At 52.3% G+C, this 20,675-nt stretch carries 20 protein-coding genes and 1 pseudogene; 12 read left to right on the plus strand and 9 right to left on the minus strand.

Going from position 1 to position 20,675, the window contains the following annotated elements; genetic code table 11:
• Positions 1–17: 17 nt before the first annotated feature.
• From NM686_RS10665 to NM686_RS10675, 3 genes are all read right to left on the minus strand, one after another.
• A complete protein-coding gene (locus NM686_RS10665; protein ID WP_255187854.1) occupies positions 18–302 on the minus strand; it encodes a HigA family addiction module antitoxin in 285 nt (94 codons plus the stop codon).
• 12 nt (positions 303–314) lie between these two features.
• Positions 315–593, minus strand: coding sequence for a type II toxin-antitoxin system RelE/ParE family toxin (locus tag NM686_RS10670; protein WP_255187855.1), 279 nt, complete (start codon positions 591–593; stop codon positions 315–317).
• 69 nt (positions 594–662) lie between these two features.
• Positions 663–1,061, minus strand: coding sequence for a hypothetical protein (locus tag NM686_RS10675; RefSeq protein ID WP_255187856.1), 399 nt, complete (start codon positions 1,059–1,061; stop codon positions 663–665).
• 14 nt (positions 1,062–1,075) lie between these two features.
• Here NM686_RS10675 and NM686_RS10680 point away from each other — a divergent pair, with 14 nt between their 5' ends.
• The 10 genes from NM686_RS10680 to NM686_RS10725 all read left to right on the plus strand — a co-directional run bounded on the left by NM686_RS10680 (position 1,076) and on the right by NM686_RS10725 (position 10,007).
• Positions 1,076–1,336, plus strand: a complete 261-nt coding sequence (locus NM686_RS10680) for a hypothetical protein (protein ID WP_255187857.1) — start codon at positions 1,076–1,078, stop codon at positions 1,334–1,336.
• Positions 1,329–2,240: a KilA-N domain-containing protein gene (locus NM686_RS10685; protein WP_255187858.1), complete on the plus strand. Its 912-nt coding sequence runs from the start codon at positions 1,329–1,331 to the stop codon at positions 2,238–2,240. Before NM686_RS10680 ends, NM686_RS10685 begins: the two co-directional genes overlap by 8 nt.
• Before the next feature lie 56 nt (positions 2,241–2,296).
• The gene (locus NM686_RS10690) at positions 2,297–3,118 is read left to right on the plus strand and encodes a BRO-N domain-containing protein (protein WP_269022868.1); all 822 of its coding nucleotides are present in this window, start codon (positions 2,297–2,299) and stop codon (positions 3,116–3,118) included.
• Between the two features lie 8 nt (positions 3,119–3,126).
• On the plus strand, positions 3,127–3,972 hold the full coding sequence (locus tag NM686_RS10695; protein WP_255187860.1) for a toprim domain-containing protein: 846 nt from the start codon (positions 3,127–3,129) through the stop codon (positions 3,970–3,972).
• Positions 3,969–5,648, plus strand: a complete 1,680-nt coding sequence (locus NM686_RS10700) for a primase-helicase family protein (RefSeq protein ID WP_255187861.1) — start codon at positions 3,969–3,971, stop codon at positions 5,646–5,648. The genes NM686_RS10695 and NM686_RS10700 overlap by 4 nt, the downstream gene beginning before the upstream one ends.
• A 285-nt stretch (positions 5,649–5,933) precedes the next feature.
• Entirely contained in the window at positions 5,934–6,842 is a 909-nt protein-coding gene (locus NM686_RS10705) for a hypothetical protein (RefSeq protein WP_255187862.1), read from the plus strand.
• A 2-nt stretch (positions 6,843–6,844) separates the two neighbouring features.
• Positions 6,845–7,117 (plus strand): hypothetical protein, encoded by a 273-nt coding sequence (locus tag NM686_RS10710; protein ID WP_255187863.1) that lies wholly within the window; start codon positions 6,845–6,847, stop codon positions 7,115–7,117.
• A 103-nt stretch (positions 7,118–7,220) separates the two neighbouring features.
• Entirely contained in the window at positions 7,221–7,766 is a 546-nt protein-coding gene (locus NM686_RS10715; RefSeq protein ID WP_255187864.1) for a hypothetical protein, read from the plus strand.
• Entirely contained in the window at positions 7,753–9,729 is a 1,977-nt protein-coding gene (locus NM686_RS10720) for a phage terminase large subunit family protein (RefSeq protein ID WP_269022872.1), read from the plus strand. The genes NM686_RS10715 and NM686_RS10720 overlap by 14 nt, the downstream gene beginning before the upstream one ends.
• Complete coding sequence (locus NM686_RS10725; RefSeq protein WP_255187866.1) at positions 9,726–10,007, plus strand: Mor transcription activator family protein; 282 nt, start codon at positions 9,726–9,728, stop codon at positions 10,005–10,007. Before NM686_RS10720 ends, NM686_RS10725 begins: the two co-directional genes overlap by 4 nt.
• Before the next feature lie 57 nt (positions 10,008–10,064).
• Here the strand turns inward: NM686_RS10725 and NM686_RS10730 are convergent, their stop codons facing one another.
• The 4 genes from NM686_RS10730 to NM686_RS10745 form a co-directional block, all read right to left on the minus strand.
• Entirely contained in the window at positions 10,065–10,376 is a 312-nt protein-coding gene (locus NM686_RS10730; protein WP_255187867.1) for a helix-turn-helix domain-containing protein, read from the minus strand.
• Position 10,377: 1 nt separating this feature from the next.
• Positions 10,378–10,665, minus strand: a complete 288-nt coding sequence (locus tag NM686_RS10735) for a transcriptional regulator (RefSeq protein ID WP_269022874.1) — start codon at positions 10,663–10,665, stop codon at positions 10,378–10,380.
• Between the two features lie 169 nt (positions 10,666–10,834).
• Complete coding sequence (locus tag NM686_RS10740) at positions 10,835–13,846, minus strand: Tn3 family transposase (protein ID WP_255187869.1); 3,012 nt, start codon at positions 13,844–13,846, stop codon at positions 10,835–10,837.
• Between the two features lie 16 nt (positions 13,847–13,862).
• Positions 13,863–14,474: a recombinase family protein gene (locus NM686_RS10745; RefSeq protein WP_456238247.1), complete on the minus strand. Its 612-nt coding sequence runs from the start codon at positions 14,472–14,474 to the stop codon at positions 13,863–13,865.
• Positions 14,475–14,641: 167 nt separating this feature from the next.
• Between NM686_RS10745 and NM686_RS10750 the strand changes: the two genes are divergently transcribed.
• Both NM686_RS10750 and NM686_RS10755 read left to right on the plus strand, forming a co-directional pair.
• The gene (locus tag NM686_RS10750; RefSeq protein ID WP_255187870.1) at positions 14,642–14,881 is read left to right on the plus strand and encodes a FitA-like ribbon-helix-helix domain-containing protein; all 240 of its coding nucleotides are present in this window, start codon (positions 14,642–14,644) and stop codon (positions 14,879–14,881) included.
• Positions 14,878–15,306 (plus strand): type II toxin-antitoxin system VapC family toxin, encoded by a 429-nt coding sequence (locus tag NM686_RS10755; RefSeq protein ID WP_255187871.1) that lies wholly within the window; start codon positions 14,878–14,880, stop codon positions 15,304–15,306. The genes NM686_RS10750 and NM686_RS10755 overlap by 4 nt, the downstream gene beginning before the upstream one ends.
• Before the next feature lie 298 nt (positions 15,307–15,604).
• Here the strand turns inward: NM686_RS10755 and NM686_RS10760 are convergent.
• Together NM686_RS10760 and NM686_RS10765 are read right to left on the minus strand one after the other, a co-directional pair.
• Positions 15,605–17,515 (minus strand): annotated as a pseudogene (locus NM686_RS10760) (Tn3 family transposase); the annotation flags it as partial.
• Between the two features lie 47 nt (positions 17,516–17,562).
• Positions 17,563–20,640 carry a Tn3 family transposase gene (locus NM686_RS10765; protein ID WP_255187872.1) on the minus strand — a complete coding sequence of 1,026 codons (3,078 nt, stop codon included), beginning with the start codon at positions 20,638–20,640 and terminating at the stop codon, positions 17,563–17,565.
• Positions 20,641–20,675: the final 35 nt, after the last annotated feature.

Below are 20,675 nucleotides of genomic sequence, written 5' to 3' on the forward strand. Positions count from 1 at the left end.
CCGTGCTTGGCTGGGATTTAGGCCGCCAATTCATGTACCCCCAAGCTATCCCGTTTGGCCTCCCATTGCCAAACATCGTAAGCCGCCTGGGCAGCCAGCCACGATTCGGCGCTCTTGCCGAAAGCCAGTTCCAAACGCACGGCCATTTCCGGGCTGAGTGCGGTCTTGCCGTTGACCAGTTCGGACAACGCTTTGCGCGACACATTCAACGCTTTGGCGGTTTCGGTAATACTCAGGCCCAACGGCTCGAGCCACAGATCGGCCAAGATTTCGCCGGGATGCGGGGGGTTAAACATGCGCATGACGATACCTCCTCAATGGTAGTCCAGATAATCGACGACATAAACATCGCCGTCCTCGAAACGAAAGATCACACGCCAGTTGGCTTGTACCGTGACCGCCCAAAATCCGGCAAGATCGCCTTTCAGCCCGTGCAATTTCAGCGCAGGCGCGTTAAGGTCGGACAACTCGCGGGCATCGTTGAGCAGCGCCAGAATCAGCCGCAGGCGCTTAGCATGTATCGCCTGAATGCCTGCCTGGCTGCCGGTGGTGAAAAACTTTTCCAAGCCTTTGTGCGTGAAACTTTTAATCATGGGTTGATTGTAACCCGCAAGGTTACGCACTGCAAGATTGACACAGCCATGGCGCAAGGCTGTGCCAAATTACCCCCAACGCATCCTAACGTATGCCGCTATCGTTTGGGAAATGGCGGCATTCAAAGCTTGTTTTCCGCCGTCTTTGCTGGCCGCCTTGATCTTATCCAGCAAACTGGCTTTTTTGCCGGTCAGGGTTTTCGGTACCAGATTCAATGTCAACAGGCCCTTGCCGGTCAATTTGACGAAGCTGTAGCTATCGCCCGATTGAGACAACGAACTGCAACGGATAAACCCTTCGGTAGCCAAAAAATCGAACGTGCCGATCAGGTTTTTCTTTTCTATGTCGTCCAAGTCCTTTTGGATACCGTCCAGCAGCAGCGGAGAAATGTCTTGAGGAAATGCTTCGTACATCCGTTCAAGAATTTTGGCGGCAAAGCGGTTGAAATCGTCGATATTTTGAGACATAGCGAGGCTCCAGCATGAAATTGCAATTAAAAGTAGATGAGCGCGGGCGTTATTTCCAGCTGATAACGCCGTCCGGCGAAGAGATCGAAGGCGTACTGGACATCAGCTTAGGTGTGGGTGAGGACGAATACCAGCATCGCGGTCAGTCGGTCTATGCGCTGGTGAAATTCCAGGTGGGCTGCGGCGCGCTAGACTTTGCCGGCCACTTCACCCAAGAGGCGGCTGAGGAAATTCGCCGTAAATGGAATAAGCGCTGTGGTAAATCCCATGATTGACACCGCCGCCGTGCTTGGCTATGCTGTACCCACTGTCCCACATTGGACAGGCGGGTTTGGTCGCCCGTTGAGATATGGCGCAGAAGCTATGCGCCGCAAGTCGTGTGGCTTTTTTTACGCCCGAAATCCGTCTTTGGCGGGTGGCGTAATGGGAGGCCGCAAGGCCTGCCGGTTCCATATCCCGGTCGACCAACCCGTTACGTCATCCGCCGCCCTGAGTTTGGTCGCTCCGGTCGGTGGTTTAAAAACCGCAGATATGGAGCATGCCATGAGCAAGCACACCCCAATTGCGCCCAGCGCTATCGAAATTTCCCACGTTGCCATTCGCCAAGACGATCAAGGCCGTTATTGCCTGAACGATCTGCATAAGGCATCTGGTGGTTTGCAAAAACATCAGCCTCGCTACTGGCTTGATAACCAACAGGCTAAAGACCTGATTGCCGAACTCGAAAAAGATGATAGCGGAATTCCGCTATCAAAAATCCAAGGACGCGGCAAAGCCCAAGGCACCTACGTCGTCAAAGAACTGGTCTACGCCTACGCGATGTGGATCAGCGCCAAATTCCACCTGCAAGTCATCCGCGCCTACGATGCCCTGCAGCACACCCAACCGGCCACACCGGCCTTGCCGCGTCCTCACACCGTCCGCTTGTCTGGCGATCACTACGCCGGCGGCGGTATCCGGATCGAAGGCGATAAAGCATGGCTGACATTTGGCATCAAAACCGACGAATTGTTGTTCAACCTGCGCCAAATCGGTTATGAGCTGATCAACCGTAATGAATTGCCGCAGCGCTTGGGCGAAATTTACCCCGAACATCGCTTGATCTCCCGCGACGAATTCCAATTGTTTCAACTGATGCGGGAAATCTTTACCGTCAACGAGGGCGGCAAGCCATGCTGACCACGGAACAAGAACGCAGTGTGTTGACTCATTTATTCACGGTGGAGGGCTAGGCCATGTCTCAAAACATTCAATTTTTTCAATTCCACAACTACAGTCTGCGGATGCTGGTCGATGAAAATGGCGAGCCGTGGTTTGTTGCAATGGATGTTGCAGAAATACTCGATTACACCGATGCGCAAGCGATGACGCGAAGGCTTGACGAAGACGAAGTTCGAAACCGACAAATTGTCGGTTTTGGCAATCGAGGTGTGACCACTGTCAATGAGTCGGGTTTGTACTCCTCCATTATCGGTAGCCACAAACCAGAAGCAAAGGCGTTTAAAAAATGGGTTACGTCCGAAGTATTGCCCTCGATCCGCAAGCATGGCTATTACGTCGCACAGGGGTCATCGGCGCCGGATTCCGTGCCGCAGTTTGAAGCGCCCAATGAGCTGCTGCCGTTTCAACGGGTCAAGGGTAGCCAGTTGTCAAAGCTGTGCAAGATGTCAAAAAGCCTGGGGCATGCGTATTTGATCGAGTGCGGCGTGACGCCGGAATACGTGTCTAAGCTGCTGCAAACCCATGACCCTTATGCGGCGTTGGTTTCCAATCCTGCCGCGATCGTAGAGCGGGAATTGACCGTGCCATTCGAGGTGTTGCAAGCCGAGATTCCCATGAGGGCTGATGCGGCGGATAAAGAGTTTTTCTATTTACTTTCATCCACCTGGACGGCGCTGTGTGGCGATTATGATGCTATTGCCACGGCGAGAATGCTGAAGCATCGCGGGTTTTTGAAGTTTTACCACCAAACTCTGCTCATTAAAGCGCCGCGCGGGCTGCTTGGTGGCGGTAGGCCGCTAGTGTATGCGGTCAAAAGATCAATGGTCGAGGCATAGGCGCCGCCATGCTGACCACGGAACAAGAGCGCAGTGTGTTGGACGCCATGGCCGCTGTTGGCCTGGCGTCGGCCAAGCCGTTGGCGTTGAGCGTAGATGAAAAGATCAAGCGCTTTAAGTTGCAGGACGATAAGGCCGGCAAGGCCAGCGGTTGGTTGGTGCTGTACGGCAATATGGACGTCATCGCCGGGGCGTTTGGTAGCTGGCGAACCGGCGAAAGTCATAGTTGGTGCAGCAAGGCTAAGCATGAGATTTCGGCAGCGGAACGTGAGTCGCTGCGTCTGCGCTATGAGCAGGTGAAGCGGGATCGGGACGCCGAACAGCAGAGGGTTTGGGCGGAAGCGGCGGCCAAGGCGGATCGCTTGTGGAATGCTGGCGGGCCGGCCAAGGCGGGCGATCATCCGTATTTGCAGGCCAAGGGCATTAAGCCGTTTGGGCTTAAAACGCTGCGGCAGTCGTTGATGGTGCCGGCGCGTAATGCCGATGGCGCTATCACGACGTTGCAGTTTATCAGTGCCGATGGCTCCAAGCGGTTTTTGACCGGCGGCAAGATCACCGGCAGTTATTACAGTATCGGTAAGCCGGGGACGATTATTTTGATTTGCGAGGGCTTTGCTACGGGGGCCAGTCTGTATGAGGCGACCGGTTACGCGGTGGCTGTGGTATTCAATGCGGGGAATTTGAAGCCGGTGGCGCTTGCGCTGCGGGCGAAGTTTCCCGATATGACGATTTTAATCTGCGGCGATAACGATGTTGGCACCGAGGGTAATCCGGGCTTGACCAAGGCGATGGAAGCGGCTGCTGCGATTGGCGCTAGGTATGTGGTGCCGGATTTTACCGAGGAGGCGGCGTGAGCCAGACCGATTTTAACGATTTGGCGCAAGCGCGGGGCCTGACGGCGGTCAATTCTCGCATCAAGCAGGCGTTATTCAGTGATGACAGTGCGCCGGATTCTCCGTCCCCCCCGGTGGATGCCAGTGGGCCGCGCACGTTGGCGGATTTCGAGCAGCTGATCGAGGATTCCGAGGATTTCGATTACCTGACTGAGTTTTTGTTGCGGCAAATCGCTAAGGCAAAGCATCTGCGCAAGCCGGCGGTCGAGCGCTTGATTGGGTTGATCGCGAAAAAGGCGAATACCACGAAGGCGGCGTTGCAGGATGAGTTTAAGGCACTGTCGGCGCGGTTTGGCGATAACGTGCCGGATACGCCTGTCAGCGAGGATGATGTGGTGGGTACGTTGAATCAAATCCATGCCATTCTGCCGATGGGCGGCCGCACGGTGATTTTGAATCGGGAGTTTGACCCGGTGATGCATAAGAAGTTTTTGACCTTTTCCAGCCGTCAAGACTTCGTGTTGAAGTATTGCAATAAGAAAGTCTTCATGAACGGGGAGTCGGTCGGTTGGGGTGATTATTGGCTTGAGCATCCTGAGCGGGCGGAATACGCGGGGATGGTGTTTTTGCCGGGTGAAAATGAGCCGGGTTATCTGAATCTGTGGCAGGGCTGGGGATGTGCGCCGGGTGAGGGCCAGTGTGGTTTGTATTTGGCCTTTGTGCATGAGGTGATTTGCAGCGGGGATGATGATCTGTATGACTATATTTTGAATTGGTGCGCGCATCTGGTGCAAAGGCCGCAGGAATTACCCGAAACGGCGCTGGTGTTTCGGGGCCGGGAAGGGATAGGCAAGAATACGTTTATCGAGCCGTTGGCCAGGATCGTGGGGCAGGAACATTATTTGATGTTGTCTAGTTTGAATCAGGTGACTGGGCGTTTTTCCGGGCATTTGGCCAATGCATTACTGATTTTTTGCAATGAGTCGGTGTGGGGCGGCGATAAGTCCGCTCAGGGTGTTTTGAAAAGCATGATCACAGATCCCGTACAGCCGATCGAGTACAAGGGTCGTGATTTGTCGATGGTGCGGTCGTTTCGGCGCTGCATTTTCGCGACTAATGAGCAGTGGGCGGTTCCGCGAGGTGCAGACGATCGGCGCTATGTGATTACTGATGTGTCGGATGAGCGCAAGGGTGATTGGGCGTATTTTCAGGCGCTGAATAAGGAGATGCGGGAAGAGGGCGGTACCGAGGCGTTGATGGCGTATTTGTTGGGCCGCGATATTAGCGCATGGCATCCAAGACAGATTCCGGACAACATCATCAAGCGCGGGCTGGATTTGAAGCTGATGAGCGCCAATAGTGTCGTGCGTTGGTGGTTTGAGGCGTTGATGCTGGGCTATCTGTTTGAAGACGGCGATGCCTATTCGGATGCGCATAAGTTTGTCTGGCCTGATCGGATCAAGCGGGAAGTGCTGGGCAATCTGTATCTGGCGTATTGCAAGAAAAACAATATCTCCCATTCCGAGCAGATGCATACCGTGGGTGAGCATTTGCGCAAGTGGGGCGTGCGTTCTACCAGGCCGCGTGAGAATGGCGACAGGCCCTATTACTACGTGTTGCCGACGATTGATGAGGCGAGGGGCGTTTTTGGCCAGTTGTGGGGCGTGGAAGCCTCGGTTTGGGAGGGTGATGATTAGGTTGGTCCGGTTGGCGGTCTTGGACCGGTCTTAAATGGTCGAATCCTGAAACCCGCGCGGTTACTGGGGCGGTCTAGGCAGTCTAGGCAGTCCAGGCTGTTTTTAACATTGCCCGCTTGGTGTGTTTTTGTGTGATGCATGAGAGAGCGGCCAATATTTTTTATTTTATTTATTTACCCTAGACCAATTAGACCGCCTAGACCAAGCCAGTAAATTCAAGGGTTTTTGGTCTTAAAACGGTCTAGGTGGTCTTGAGGTTTTTAATCCATAGATGGGGAGTTGGTGATGCTGAAAGTTGATTTTGAGAATCGGAAAAGCCCTGAGGATATCGCCAGACATCTGGATGGGTATCGTTCGCAGATTCCGTTTGCCACCTCATTGGCGATCAATCGCACGGCGGATTTGGTCAGGAAGGCGATCGTGGCGGAAATGAAGCGGGTCTTCGATAGGCCGACGCCGTTTACGCTGAATAGCCTGTATGTCTCGCCGTCGAACAAGGACAAGCTGGAAGCGGTGGTGTGGCTGAAGGATGGGAACGATGTTGTTAAAGCCGGACCCTATGCAACCATGACAAAGGATGGGGTGAACTGGAGTCGTTATCAACCAAAAGACATCGCTAAGTCAGGCAATGTTGGCACGCCGGCAACCAAGTACCTGGGGCCTGAGATATTCGGCGGGCAGCGGAATGCCAGGAATTCGGAGAGACGCTTGCGTGATGCTGGTTTGTTGGGATCAAGTATGTTTACCACGCCCGCCAAGGGCGCAGAAGCATTGCTGGATAAGTATGGGAACATGAGTGGAAGTTTTGTAAAGCAGATTCTGTCTGGCTTGCAGGCAGCAGACTATGCATTAGGGTGGACGTCAAACGTCACTGCACGATCTATAGCGCGCAATCCAGATAGGGCAATGTATTTTGTCGTTGGCGGTAAAGAAAACCCGCAAGGTATTGCGAGGCGAAAACCAGGGTTAAGAGATATTGGCAAAGATAGCAAAGGCAAATGGCAGGTAACTAGACGCCGTTCGCCAAAAGGGCAAGCTATATGCGGTCCATTGGAACCTGTGCTGTGGTTCGTCAAGGCGCCCAACTATGAGCCTCGTCTGGACTTCTTCGGCATCGGGCGCAAGGCGATCGATGAGAACTTGGAACGTGAGCTGGTCAAGGCCATGAAATACGCTATCAAGACAGCAAGGTAAGCATGCAACAAGACAACAACAAATCAGGTTTGGTAGCGCATCTATTGGATACCGGATCCAGTCGGCATCCATTGCTGCCAAGAGTATGCAACGCATGTTACGACCTATTGACCGAAGCCATCGCCAATGCCGGCATTCACAACCAGGTAGCCGTGCATTGTCCGCATACCATGGTGCTGGTCGAAGTTGAGCTGCTGGACGGCATGCCGCTCGGCGTCATCGCCACCGGTCCCATCACACAAGACGAAGCCCATGCCAAGATCAATGCCGAATAATTGCGGGTCCTTCCAGGCCAAGCCCGTTAAGGGTAATTCGAACCCCGCCTTTTATCTAGCGGCTGGGGTTTTGGTGTGTTAACTGAACGGATAACATGACGCTATGGTGTTATTAACTCAAGCTGATTATGCAAGGCAGCGCGGCGTCAGTAAGGTAGCGGTACATAAAGCTATCAAATCTGGCCGCATATCATTGATCGATGGAAAGATAGATCCAGAGGTCGCCGACATTCAGTGGGAAAGAAACACAGACAAAGTCAAACAAGCCGCTGCCAATAGCGGACGCATGCGCGACGCTGAAAACAACCAAATTGCCACGTTGCTTGCCCAATCCTCGCCGGTAGTCGAGGATTACATGCACTGGAAGACGCGCCGCGAACGCGCCGAAGCCATACGCTCCGAGCAAGACCAAGAACGCGAAGCTGGCAACCTAATCTACCGCGACCAAGCCGAGCGCGGTGCCAAAACCGTAGCGCGCCTGTTACGCGACCAACTACTCTCAGTGCCATCCAGGCTGGCGGCAGAACTTTCGGCCATCACCGAAACCACCATCATTGAACAAAAGATTAGAGATGAAATCCGCACCGTTTTGTCAGGCATGGATAAACTGATCCAGCAATACGCCGAAGGAGTTGATGATGAGGCTTGATGTAGCCGACGGCTTCCTATCCTTCATGGCCGCATTTGCTGATGGATTGCGCCCCGATCCCGACATGCACGTTGACGAATGGGCAGACCAACACATGGTCATCCCCAAAAAATCCGGCGCAGCGGAACCTGGCCCATACCGCACCGACCGAACACCCTATGCCAGGGAAGTCATGCGCTGCCTATCGCCGACGCACCCATGCCGCCGCGTCATCGTCATGGGCGCCTCGCAAATGCTCAAAACCCAAGTCGCGCTAAACTGGATAGGGGCATCGATCCACCAGGCACCGGCCAATATCCTGGCGCTGTTCCCCACTGAAAAACTCGTCAAGCGCGTCTCGCACCGGATAGGCGAAGCCATCAAATCCGTGACCGTGCTCAACGACCGCGTAGCAGCGCCCCGCAGCCGCGACAGCCGCAACACCATTGACACCAAAGAATTTGACGGCGGCACATTACACCTAGCCACTGCCCGCTCGGCCTCAAACCTCTCAGAAATCTCCTGCCGCTACGTCTACGGCGACGAGCTAGACCGTTGGGAGATCGACGTTGGCGGCGAAGGCGACCCGATAGAACTGGCCGAAGCCCGGACATCCACCTTCGGCTTCAACGCCAAAATCTACTTTTCCAGTTCGCCGACCATTGAAGGCATCAGCTTAATCGACAAACTCTATCGCGCCTCAGATCAGCGCCGATACTATGTGCCATGCCCACACTGCGGACACATGCATACGCTAGAATGGGACCGTATGAAATGGTCAGAAGACCTTAGCGAAGCCTGGATGGTGTGCCCGGACTGCGGCGCTCTGATTGAAGAAAGCCACAAAACCCAAATGCTGGCTCAAGGCGAATGGCGATCAGAAAACCCGACCGCCGCCAATGGCGCCACCGTAGGCTTCAGCATATCCCAACTCTACGCGCCGCTAGGCTGGCAAAGCTGGGCCAACCTAGTAGAAAAATACATCAAAGCCAAACATGCGCTGGAAAAAGGCGACAAAGGCCCCATGCAAGTGTTTTATAACACCCGCCTGGCGCTTTGCTTTGACGCCGCCGACGAACGCGTGGCCGCTGACGCACTGAAAAAACGTGCCGAAGCCTACCCACTGCGCAGCGTACCCCAAGGCGCCTTGGTGCTGACAGCCGCCGTCGACGTCCAAGGCAACCGCCTCGAAGTCATCATCATGGGCTGGGGCGAGGGCCTGGAACGTTGGGTCATCGACTACACCATCATCACCGGCAACCCCGCCGAAGATGGCGTCTGGCAAGAACTGGATCACCTGTTACAAACCCCGCTATACAACCACTACGGCAAACCCATGGCTATCAGCGCCTGCGGCATCGACTCCGGCGGCCACTACACCCAAGACGTCTACCAATTCGTCCGTCCGCGCCGGCGCCGCAAGGTGCTAGCCCTCAAAGGCGCAAGTCGCCCTGGCAAACCCGTCATCTCCAGCAAACCCAGCCTGGTCGACATCAACTGGCGCGGCCGCGCGGAAAAGCACGGCGCCGAACTCTGGATAGTCGGCAGCGACACCGCCAAAGACTGGCTCATCACCCGCTGGAATTTTTCCGACGGCGCCGGCGCCATCCATTTCAGCCAAGAACTCCCAGACAGCTTCTACGACCAAGTCACAGCCGAACGCAAACTGATTCGCTATCGCAAAGGCCACGCCATCAGCGAATGGGTAAAAACGCCCGGCGAAGCCAACGAATGTTTAGACCTTTGCGTCTACAACCTCGCCATGGCCCAATTTTTGGGCTTGCACAAAAAAAGGCCCAATGAATGGGAAAAGCTCAGAGAAACATTCGAGCCCATTAATGGCGATGTATTCAGCCTGCCGGACAATCAAGACACAGCGCAAAATGCTGACCAGCCGGCACAGATTAAAAACCCTGTAAAAGCATCAGCCAATGTATCGGCAATACCCAGCATAAAGCCTAGCAAATTATTCATCCCCACATGAACGACGACAGCGACATCTACAGCCAAATTCTGCGCGAAATCCAGCAATCTGTACTGTATTTCGGCATCGACGCTGACATATCGCGCGACATGGCCGGCGCGATTACCGAAAAACTACGCAAACTGTTAAGCAAACATACCGTTTACTTTCCGGAAAAACCTGCTGACCGCAATGCACAGATCCGCGAAGCCTTCAACGGCTGCAACCGCGAAGAAGTCTGCGAGCAATTTGGGATTAGCAAGGCCACGTTTTATCGGGCGATTAGCGAGCGGGTATGACGATAAGTCTGCAACGCTTCGGGATCAGCCTGAGAACGCTGTCTCTTTCAAGAAACCTCAAGCTGCAACATCCAGCTCGCTCATCAAGTCCGGGTGGTTCATGATGATTTTCAACAGGCATAACACCCCGCCCGGCGGAGTAAACCGACCTTGTTCCCAGTCGCGCAGGGTAGCTGCCGGTGTTTGGATGCGCTCGGCAAATGCCTGTTGCGATAAACCCGTTTTAGCGCGCGCCGCGCGTACCAAAATCTGTTCCGGTGTCGTTATTCGGCCTTCGCCTGTTTGCATTTCCGCCAGGCCTTGGCGCAAATCGTCCAGCATCATGCCTGCGTCGTCCTCAATCGCTTGTGCTACTTTTTCAATATCCATGCTATACCGCCCTTGGAATATCACCGGGCTTGAGGTTGGTCTGATCCGTTTTTTGATACATCGCTACCAGAACCAGCGTGCCTTGCTCGGTAAAGTTGAAATAAATCACGCGGACACCTCCGCGCTTGCCTTGTCCCGCTATCGACCAGCGGACTTTTCGCGCGCCGTCTGCTCCCGGAATCACATTGCCCGCCAATGGATTGGCGGCTATCCAATCGATGAATGCCAAGCGCTCGGATTCAGACCAAACTTTATCGGCTTGCTTTTGAAAGGTTGGGGTTTCGATCACGGTGCGCACAGGCTAAGTGTACGGGATTCCCGTATAGTGTCAAGCCCAACACCCAATTCGATGTCGTTGACCGCTCTGGCCAGCCTTGGCTAAGGGTGGGGCAAATTGCCCAAGCCTTAGGATATAAAGGGGTGACCGTAAGGATTCGTGCGAAAATGGGCAATAGCGTCTATGCTAATTTTATTTGGGCTTCGTTGCTCTCCAGATCAAGCCGGAAATCATAGTCTATCGGCCCCGCCTCGCTATCCCGTAACTCATACATGCCGAATCGGCTAGGGTGTTGCCGGTATGGACTAAGAGCCCGCAATATGTCTGGCGTCAATATCATACCTTCATCCTGCAATTCCTTCAGTGCTTGCGTCATGCTCTTACAATTGTGGAAGATCAGTAAGTTTGCAATCAGGTGATTATATTTGATGACTTTAAGCTGCTCATCCCGTACATTTTCTTGAATCAGGTCAGAGGCGAAGTAGATCCATTGTGCGAACTTGTTAAAGCTCTCGCACCGATTCGTTGCGCTCTGAATCAGACGCCGCAATTCTTCGCTATTCACGTACTCCAGAAGGAAACAGGTACGGACGACCCGGCCAAGTTCCCGAAAGGCGTAATACAATTTGTTTTTCCGACTGGCCGTGCCTAGCTTACGCAGGATCGTCGAAGGTGCGATTTTGCCCGCTTTAATCGACAACGCAATCTGTAGCATATCCGGTAGATGCCGGGAGATCAGCGCCCAATTGATGTTGTCCTTGGCGAATAACTCGCTAATATGGTTATAAGCCTCATCCGAAGAGGGTTTGTAGCACTTCAAATCTTTCCAATTGCGAATACGTGGCATTAGTTTGATGCCCAGCAGATAAGCTAGACCAAATACAGGCGTACTTTGCGCCTGTGTATCGCCATGCAGCGTATCCGGCTGAATATCGGATTTATTCTTGGTCAGTCCGTCAAGAATGTAGATCGCCTCCCAAACGCCGCAAGGAATAAAATGCGAGAACAGGGCGATGTAATTGTCGCTCACATGATAGTATGCGATTCCACCCCAGCTACCGTAACGGATGTGGTACTCCGAGAGTAGATTGTTTTCGTAAAGATCCCACAGGGTGCCATCGGCAGCCGCACGTTTTGCATTTCCCCACAGTTTGGGTAACCAGAAGCGATTGTAGCCATTAATGACTTCACAGATAGCTGCTTCGAGTTTTTCGGTGGTGACATGCCGTTGATTGACGAATGCTATTTGCCTATCGCTGACACCGGACACACTCTTTGCCACCTGCGTTGGCCCAAGCCCTGTGCCATAAGCAAATGTCGTTAGTATCTGCCGACGATCTTCATCCTCCAGCTTGCTTTCGTGTCCACTTAACGGCCCAAAAAATTGTCCCCAGTTCAGCCACTGCATTGTATCGCCCAGCACATCAAGCATTGACAGGTCGAGTGCCTGCAATTTCCGCGTCAACGCTTCTTCAACGACCCTAAACCCTTTCGGCTCAGGCTTTTTGATAAGCCTTGCCAGTGTTGCTCGGCCATTGACGATATTGAAATTCGTATTACTCAGATAGTCGCGGTCAACTGCATTGGCGGCATCAGTGAGTTGAATCCGAAGATGATCGACGAATGCCTGACTCTCGACCGGCAGACCAACCAGCTCCCCATATTCAGCCAAAGCTTCGTTACACTCATCAGTAGACAAAAGCTGATCGCGGGAATCCGAGTAAGTATCGCTGCCCGGCACACAAATGTCGGCTGATTTCAGTTCCTGAACCAGTTGCCGAAAGACACAAACCTCGAACTGACGGCGGTTTACACGACTCGGCTCTAATTTGCAGTCACTTTCGCCGGTGACAAGTTTCCACCATTTCGCCGGCATCCAGTCCAAATCCTGCGGTGTTAGTACAGTTTCTCCCTTGCCGTTTAACGTGATCCAGTCGGAATGACGACGGTTGTAAGCAAGCACGAAGGCCAAGGCATTTTCAAAGCTTTTATCCTGACTGGTTGCGACGAAGCGAAGCTTGGCCAGGATTCGGAACAGTTCGCTCCGACGAGCTTTAAAATAGCGCCACATGAAACGGCATTCGTTTTTGCCGCCAAACTCTGAGTGAACGCGCGAAAACTCACATAAATCCGGTCGTTCAGTGAACAGTTGGCGGGCTTGGGTAATTTGATCGTCTACCGGTTGGTCGGACTGTAAGAGCGTATCGAGCTGGGCGAATCGGCGCAGAATTTCATCGGTCTTGTCCTGATTGGCCGTCAGGTAATCTTCAAGTTCTGCATCAGCCAGGTGTTGAACTTTCATCATCTGTTTGCAGATCATATCGCACAGATCGTCGGTTACCCGTGCTAATTGGCGCTCAATCAGGGCCAATGAAACGGTATAGCGCTTTTTCACTTCCATATCCGCCATGCTGGCGGCGTCCAGACTTAAGCCTTCCAGGGATAATTGCTGCCGTTTGACAACCGGGATATTGCGTAACAAGTCCTGATTACCAGCCAAGGCCGATAGTTGGTCATAGCGCGTTAGTAGTTCTCGCAAACCGCTCTGTGTCACCTTGGGTGCATCGATTTTCAGATCGTTCCACGGGCTGGTTTGGCAGTCTTCGCCGACCAGAAATAAGGCATCAAGTTGGGTGCGCTCAGCGTCACTCAAACGCTCATAGACATCACGGAACAGCGTTCGATAAGTTGCCGACCGCTGATCCTTGGCTTCTCGCAACAAAGTACCGAAGGCTGGCAGCTCGTACCGATACTTTACCAGTGTCTCGATCCCAACATTGATAATATCGGCTAAGTCGTCCTTGGTTAGCGCGGTGTCAACCAACGCTTGGCACAACAGCTTGTTTGCCTCGCTATTAAACTGACTAACGTTCAAATAGCTGCGTATCAGACCGACATGAGTTTTGCGCGAGCGTGAATCGTCGTAGTGCTTTAGCACTTCCCGATCAACGGGGACTTTTTGGATTTCCGCCAAATGGGCAATGATTGCGTCCGGAATTTGATCCGATGTTACAAAGTAGCCCAAACGCTGAAAGATCTTAAGGGTAAGGAGAAAACCGAATCGGTTACTCTGTCCACGCACAACCTTTGTGCAAAATTCACGCTCATCAGGGGTTGGGGAGTACCACCGCTCTAATTCGCCTGTATTGAAGCAGGTTTTTAATCTGGGGTAGGCCGTATCGCTCGCTAGCATGGCAGAAACTCGTTCATTACTGAACGCTCGACCAGCCTATTCGAGCCAAGGTTTCGATCAGCGTGGTACGTTTTACGCCAAAGTTACGGCAAACTGCGGCCTTGGACATACCACCTTTTAGCGCTGTAGTGATGGCCTCCAATTTTTCACCCACAATGGCGGGTGGTCGTCCGCCAATCCGTCCTCGCCGTTTAGCGGCAGCCAATCCAGCAACAACCCGTTCCTTTGTCAATGCTCTTTCATACTGGGCCAATGCCCCGAATACATGAAACAATAATTCGCCGGACGGTGTTGTTGTATCCATGCCCTCGGTGAGCGACCGGAAGGCAACCTGATTTTCTTTCAGCGCATTGACGATGGATAACAGGTGAGACAATGAGCGGCCAAGCCTATCCAGCTTCCAAACCACCAGAACATCGCCGGGGCGAACGAACTCCAGTGCTTTTGACAATCCTGGCCGATCATCTTTGGCGCCGGAGGCATGATCTTCAAATAAATGCCGACTATCGACGCCCGCCGCCATGAGCGCATCGCGCTGTAAGTCGGTCGTCTGGCGATCAGAGTCAGATGATACCCGCATATAACCAACAAGCATGTACGAAAAACCCTTAAAAATTAGTTTACGCATGATACATCATTGCGACAGGGTTTTTCGTACATTTCTGAGGGTGCTTTAAGCCGCGATAGCTGTGCTTTATCAGACTAACCGGAAAACAAGTGTTTTACGACACTATAAAAATGACATCATAAAGCCTATAATGCTATCATTGATATTTAACGTAAGAGGTGAAAGCAATGGCGTCTGTCACTGTCCGCAACTTATCTGATGAAACTCATCGCGCCTTGCGTGTGCGTGCCGCTATGCATGGTCATAGCACAGAAGCTGAAATCAGGGCAATTTTAGATAATACTGTCAGGCCCGATAATCGAATTAAGCTTGGTTCTTTGCTGGCCAAAATTGGTCTTGAAGTGGGCGGAGTCGATCTTGAGATAGAGCGTGATAAATCGCCTACTGAACCTTTGGATTTTGAATGATTTTGCTTGATACCAATGTCGTTTCTGAGCCTTTAAAAGCGTCCTGCGATAAAAGCGTACTTTCTTGGATTGATGAACAAGTCATCGAAACACTGTACCTCTCGACAATCAGCCTTGCAGAACTGCGTTTTGGTATCGCGGTGCTGCCAGAGGGTAAACGCAGGGATACTCTCTTTTCCAGCCTAGAGCAGCAAGTTTTACCGTTATTCGCTGGACGCATCCTGCTTTTCGATGAGTCGGCATCGCAAGCTTATGCAACATTGCGTGCCCGTGCCCGTACTGCTGGACAGGCCATTGCTACTGCAGATGGATATATTGCTGCAATTGCTGTGGCGCATGGTTTCGCGGTAGCAACTCGCGATACGTCGCCATTTGAGGCTGTTGGTTTAAAAGTCATCAACCCTTGGACGTGGATGGCTCATTGACGCAAACGTATTCTGATTGAATTGAACACTGATTCTGGTAGAAGTTGAACACCTAAAACCAAACGCATCGGTGCTACTAAAGCAGTCTAATTTGCACCATGGATGCGTATACCCCCCAAAGTCGCCACCAGTTCCGATACGATTACGCCAGTAGTGAATGACTGCTTTTGGAAGTGGCGAATTATAGCAATCGACCCAAACCCGTCATACGACTTTCTCCAAAGCGGTCGTATGCCAAAACATCGTTTTTCGGATTTCGCTTATAGGGGTAGCCACAGAATTCGGAAAAAATAGTACGCTAAGATTTTTCAGTGGTCCGCAGTGGTCTGAATTGCCCCTCTTCAATCTTTCTGTTCTGCCGCCAAATGTAATCGCCAGTCAGATTGATGTGTTCCCAACCCAACGGCGACAAGTATTGCAGTAGCGCATCATCAATAGGCTTGTCCAATCCCCGCAGTTTTTCGACAGCCCTTTCCAGATAGACGGTGTTCCATAACACAATGGCCGCCGTTACCAAATTAAGGCCGCTGGCACGATAACGCTGTTGTTCGAAGCTTGGGTCGCGGATTTCGCCCAGGCGATTAAAGAATACCGCTCTGGCTAAGGCATTGCGGGCCTCGCCTTTATTCAGTCCCGCATGAACACGTCGGCGCAGTTCTACGTTTTGCAACCAATCCAGAATGAACAAGGTGCGCTCGATACGGCCCAGTTCGCGCAAGGCCACAGCCAGTCCATTCTGCCGTGGGTAACTGCCCAGTTTCCGTAGCATCAACGACGCGGTGACAGTGCCTTGTTTGATTGACGTCGCAAGCCGTAGTATCTCGTCCCAATGCGTTTGGATGCTTTTGATATTCAAATTACCGCCGATCATGCTCTGCAACGCTGGGTAATCTTGGCCGTTTTTCGGTACATACAGCTTGGTATCCTTCAAATCGCGAATACGGGGCGCAAAGCGAAAGCCCAGCAGATGCATGAGTGCAAAAACATGGTCGGTAAAGCCGGCGGTATCGGTGTAATGTTCTTCGATCCGCAAATCCGATTCGTGATACAGCAAACCATCGAGCACATAGGTCGAATCGCGGATACCGACATTCACGACTTTGGTATGAAAAGGGGCGTACTGATCGGAAATGTGGGTATAGAACAATCGGCCCGGCTCGCTGCCATACTTCGGATTGACATGGCCCGAGCTCTCGGCCTTACCGCCAGCCCGGAAACGCTGGCCGTCAGAAGACGAGGTCGAGCCATCGCCCCAGTTTTCGGCAAACGCATGATTGAACTGGGCATTCACTAACTCGGCTAATCCGGCGGAATAGGTTTCGTCCCGGATATGCCAGGCTTGCAGCCACGACAGTTTGGTGTAAGTCGTGCCGGGGCAAGACTCGGCCATTTTGGTGAGCCCCAGATTAATGGCGTCGGCCAAGATGGCCGATAGCAACAAAGTGCGGTCTTTAGTCGGCTCTCCATCCTTCAAATGCACAAAATGCCGGCTAAAGCCGGTCCAGTCGTCCACGTCCATCAATAATTCGGTGATTTTGATGCGGGGTAACAACATGCCTGCGTGGTTGATCAATTGTTGTGCCGCTTCAGGAACGACGGCATCCAATGGGGTGATCTTCAGCCCTGAATCGGTGATAATGGCATCGGGAAGTTCATTGGCCAATGCCAAACGGTTTACCGTGCTCAGTTGTCGTTCAAGCAACTGCAACCGATCATGCAGGTATTGTTCGCAATCCGGATTGACGGCAACCGGCAATACTTTTGCCTGTTTGAGTTCTTGGAATTTCACGGAAGGCAACAGATATTCGTCGAAGTCGCGGAATTGTCTGGAACCCTGTACCCAGATGTCGCCGGACCGGAGTGCGTTTTTCAGTTCGGTGAGCGCACAGATTTCATAGAAACGGCGGTCAAGCCCTGGGTCGGCATGTACCAGCGACTTCCAGCGCGGTTTGATGAAAGCCGTCGGCGCATCAATCGGGACTTTGCGCGTACTGGCATTGTTCATAGTGCGGATCACTGCAATGGCATCCAGCACATCCTGCGCCGCCGGTGCCGCTCGTAATGTCAGCACGTCCAGGAAATCCGGCGTATAGCGGCGGAGGGTGCTGAATTGCTCAGCTATCAAGTGTAAGTGATCGAATGCGGCGGGCTTGGCCAATTGATCCGCTTCGATGATGCTTTGCTGGAAATCGTCCCAGGAAATAAGGCTATTTTTGCCCATCCCCTCGAAAAGGTAAAAATTAGCAGTAGCTAATATTAAGGGTCGCTACCTTCTCCCACAGACTTACGCCAGAAATCAGGGTCGTTATAGCGTGCCGCCAAGGCATCGATGTCAACCTTGGCGTTTTCTTCCGTAAATTCGAACTTACCGATCAGATTCACATTTTGCCATGCGACGGGCGACGTGCCTTTGATGATCTCGATAGCATCCTGGTCACCGGCAGCCAGTTTTTGCTCATACACCCGCGACAAGATCAGCGTGTTGTAGTGGATGATGGCGTTGGCAATCAGCCGGGAACACTCGTTCCAGATTTGCTGCTCCGCTTCGGTTTTTACCCGGAATTTGCCGGCATTGACATAGGAAATGGCTCGTCGCATACGGTGATACGCCTCGCCGCGATTAAGCGCCTTTTGAATGCGCTGCCTGAGTATCGGGTCATCGATGAAATCAAGGATATGAAGTGACCGATAAATATTGTCCAATTCCCATAGTGCCTTTTTGGTCTGGTTCTGCCGCTTATAACTGGCGAGCTTACGCACGATGGTTGCTTGAGTTACATCTTTTTGAGCCAGCGAAGCCAGAATGCGCTGGATATTCGGCCACTCCTTGCATATTAAAGTATCAAAGGCCTTACGCGATGGCTTAAACAAGGCATCGCCATAACGGCTTGGGTGCTGGAACCCAACTAGGCTATCGATTTTTTTATGCAGGTCACGATATCGTGGCGAAAATTGGTAGCCGAAGACGCGCAAGATAAAGAAATTCACTTGATTGGTGCCATGCGTGTCCGTCGAATGCCTTTCCGGCTTGATCTCCGTGGTATTGTTGTACAGGATGTCGAACACGAAATGTGATTCATGTTCGTGCGCACCGATAATCTTGGCATTAATCGGGACATGATTCATGGCCAAGGTAATGGCGTTTACGCCTTTCTTTAGCGCGAAAAACTTGCTGGAGTGTCGGGCATTGATCGTGTCGATCTGCGTGACTATATGCTGGCCATCACTGCTAGAATGTTTCTGATGGTGGATGTCGTACGCTTGGAAAACAGGTAACGCAGCCGTAGCGTTGGAAACGGCGTCATTCGCTGCATGTAGCGTTTCCGCCCGCAGGAAATTGCGAGCCGTCGTCAGCAACGCAGAATGACTAAGACCTGATACTTCCGCCATTTTCCATAAGCCCATATTGGTACCCATGGCAACAATACACGCCAGGATGAGTCTCGGATCGGCATCTTGTTTAACGTAGCGCTCCAAAACGTGGGCAAATGCTTTCAAGAATCCTGTTCTTTCAGCGACGAACCAAAGCAGGTCAGCCACGCCGATACTTGGCAATCGACCATAGAACGGACTGTTGGTTGGTTCTTCCTCGGAGGGATAAACCAACGTCCAGCGAAGTTTTTCCCCGGTACCGGTAATTTTGATATGTTTATTGTCGCCGCTTTCAATACGCTGGTTCACTGATTTGTACTTGGCTTCCAGTTCCCGCTTGAGCGCGGCTAACGTATCCTGGATTGGTGTCAACAGAATCGGTGCGCCGATTTCTTGCAATATCGCCTCTTTATCCTTATTCCAACGCGCGGCGTTGATCAGGTCGTCATCAAAGCTGCGAAATTCGTTGCTATCCCGAACAAATACGTCACAGGCTTCAAGCGCCTTCCGTAGCTCGCGGTACACCAGGAACTCATAACGATCAACCTCTAGGGTTTTCTTTTTATGTTCTTCCGACTTGGTATACAAATACCGCTGCAAATTCTTTGCAATGATTCCGGTCGGGAAGTTGGCCGGGTTCATCTGTCGTGGTGTCTTGCCCTGGCGCAGCAACTCCTGTAGAAAAAGGATAGATTCCAGCAGGGGCTCATCCGACACCAGGCAAACGAAATCGAGGTTACAGAACAAATGCCGTAAATTGAGCTTGAATTTGTGCCGCAGCGTACCGTAATACGACCATTCAAAAGCGGTTTTATCGAATTCGATGTTGCGCATAAAATCGGATACGACTGGAAAGCTCTCGATGTTGAGCAGATCGAAAGCCTTTTGCTTTATGGTCGCAAACGGTGTTTCATCAGGAATTGAAGCGTCGATGAACAATTCCAGAACTTGGCCTGCCGCCTGGAGATTCGCGCCGGCCTCGTTGATGGCTTGCTGCATGGCCTCGTCGGCGGCAAGTTTGGCTTGTTTCTCGTATTGGCCAATGAGACAAATCAGGGCTTCGATCAAATTATCGTTGATTTGCCGAAAGCGATGAAAGGCGAAACACAGCAAATACAGGCGTGTTGTGGGTTCCGCCATGCGCCGCAGCTTGTAGACGGAGTAGAACGGAACCAATGAGGCATAGTATTTTATACTCTCATTGGACAGGCCGGCAGTACCCAGAAAGCTTTGCCCGAATTCATACAGCGGCTGAAAAAATTTGCGGCGGTCAACCTCCTGGCGTAACTCGCGGTAACTGAAATCCTTAGGCTCGTGTTTGAGTAGGCTGATGCGATACATGCCTTCCTCGGACTCAAGCAAGGCTTCGAGCTGCTTGTCGACATCCGGCGTCACGGCTTTTTTCAGTAAGTCCGTAATCCGCCGACGTTCGCCTGTCACTACTCGGCTCACCATGTCCTGTAGATAAGTGTAGCCAGGAGCAATTAGGCGTTGGTTCGTAAGGTATTGTAAGGTTTCGCGTAGGATGTAAATCGGCTGTGTCGACAGCATGGCGACCCGCTGCGCTTTCTGTTCCAGTGCCGCCTTGGCCTCGCCGTCGCATAGGCGATAGTCGAATAACTGGAGGATGATCTGTTGCTGTTCGAGCCGGGTCGGCTTGGAAAGGGTTTTGATCTTATCTAATGCCTGGTCGGGGAAATACCGCTGGAGAATATAGTGTAGGTCGTCGAGCACGGCCTCCCGCCCGTAAACAAAAAACTGTTGCTTGGCCTTGAAATACCCGATTTGAAGGATTAAGTGGACTGCCGATGAGCGGGCATAAACGGCGTCGACAGCTTTCTGTTCAATCACGCTTAAATCGAAGAAGAGACTGCGGTCGTGATCGCTGAAACGAGGCAACCCGTATAGATCATCGATTTCACTTTTCGTCAGGATAGACAGGCGGCGCGAATTGACGTTCATTCGGCGCCGCTTTTCGGCGAGTGCAGAAAGTACAC

The organism is Methylomonas rapida, from assembly GCF_024360925.2.
Lineage (GTDB): Bacteria > Pseudomonadota > Gammaproteobacteria > Methylococcales > Methylomonadaceae > Methylomonas > Methylomonas rapida.

Coding starts and splice junctions, on each gene's coding strand:
- NM686_RS10710 (WP_255187863.1), top strand. CDS start 6,845: ATGCAACAAGACAACAACAAATCAGGTTTGGTAGCGCATCTATTGGAT.
- NM686_RS10720 (WP_269022872.1), top strand. CDS start 7,753: ATGATGAGGCTTGATGTAGCCGACGGCTTCCTATCCTTCATGGCCGCA.
- NM686_RS10685 (WP_255187858.1), top strand. CDS start 1,329: ATGATTGACACCGCCGCCGTGCTTGGCTATGCTGTACCCACTGTCCCA.
- NM686_RS10755 (WP_255187871.1), top strand. CDS start 14,878: ATGATTTTGCTTGATACCAATGTCGTTTCTGAGCCTTTAAAAGCGTCC.
- NM686_RS10750 (WP_255187870.1), top strand. CDS start 14,642: ATGGCGTCTGTCACTGTCCGCAACTTATCTGATGAAACTCATCGCGCC.
- NM686_RS10715 (WP_255187864.1), top strand. CDS start 7,221: ATGGTGTTATTAACTCAAGCTGATTATGCAAGGCAGCGCGGCGTCAGT.
- NM686_RS10765 (WP_255187872.1), bottom strand. CDS start 20,640: ATGAACGTCAATTCGCGCCGCCTGTCTATCCTGACGAAAAGTGAAATC.
- NM686_RS10680 (WP_255187857.1), top strand. CDS start 1,076: ATGAAATTGCAATTAAAAGTAGATGAGCGCGGGCGTTATTTCCAGCTG.
- NM686_RS10690 (WP_269022868.1), top strand. CDS start 2,297: ATGTCTCAAAACATTCAATTTTTTCAATTCCACAACTACAGTCTGCGG.
- NM686_RS10670 (WP_255187855.1), bottom strand. CDS start 593: ATGATTAAAAGTTTCACGCACAAAGGCTTGGAAAAGTTTTTCACCACC.
- NM686_RS10675 (WP_255187856.1), bottom strand. CDS start 1,061: ATGTCTCAAAATATCGACGATTTCAACCGCTTTGCCGCCAAAATTCTT.
- NM686_RS10745 (WP_456238247.1), bottom strand. CDS start 14,474: ATGCGTAAACTAATTTTTAAGGGTTTTTCGTACATGCTTGTTGGTTAT.
- NM686_RS10725 (WP_255187866.1), top strand. CDS start 9,726: ATGAACGACGACAGCGACATCTACAGCCAAATTCTGCGCGAAATCCAG.
- NM686_RS10730 (WP_255187867.1), bottom strand. CDS start 10,376: ATGGATATTGAAAAAGTAGCACAAGCGATTGAGGACGACGCAGGCATG.
- NM686_RS10695 (WP_255187860.1), top strand. CDS start 3,127: ATGCTGACCACGGAACAAGAGCGCAGTGTGTTGGACGCCATGGCCGCT.
- NM686_RS10665 (WP_255187854.1), bottom strand. CDS start 302: ATGCGCATGTTTAACCCCCCGCATCCCGGCGAAATCTTGGCCGATCTG.
- NM686_RS10740 (WP_255187869.1), bottom strand. CDS start 13,846: ATGCTAGCGAGCGATACGGCCTACCCCAGATTAAAAACCTGCTTCAAT.
- NM686_RS10705 (WP_255187862.1), top strand. CDS start 5,934: ATGCTGAAAGTTGATTTTGAGAATCGGAAAAGCCCTGAGGATATCGCC.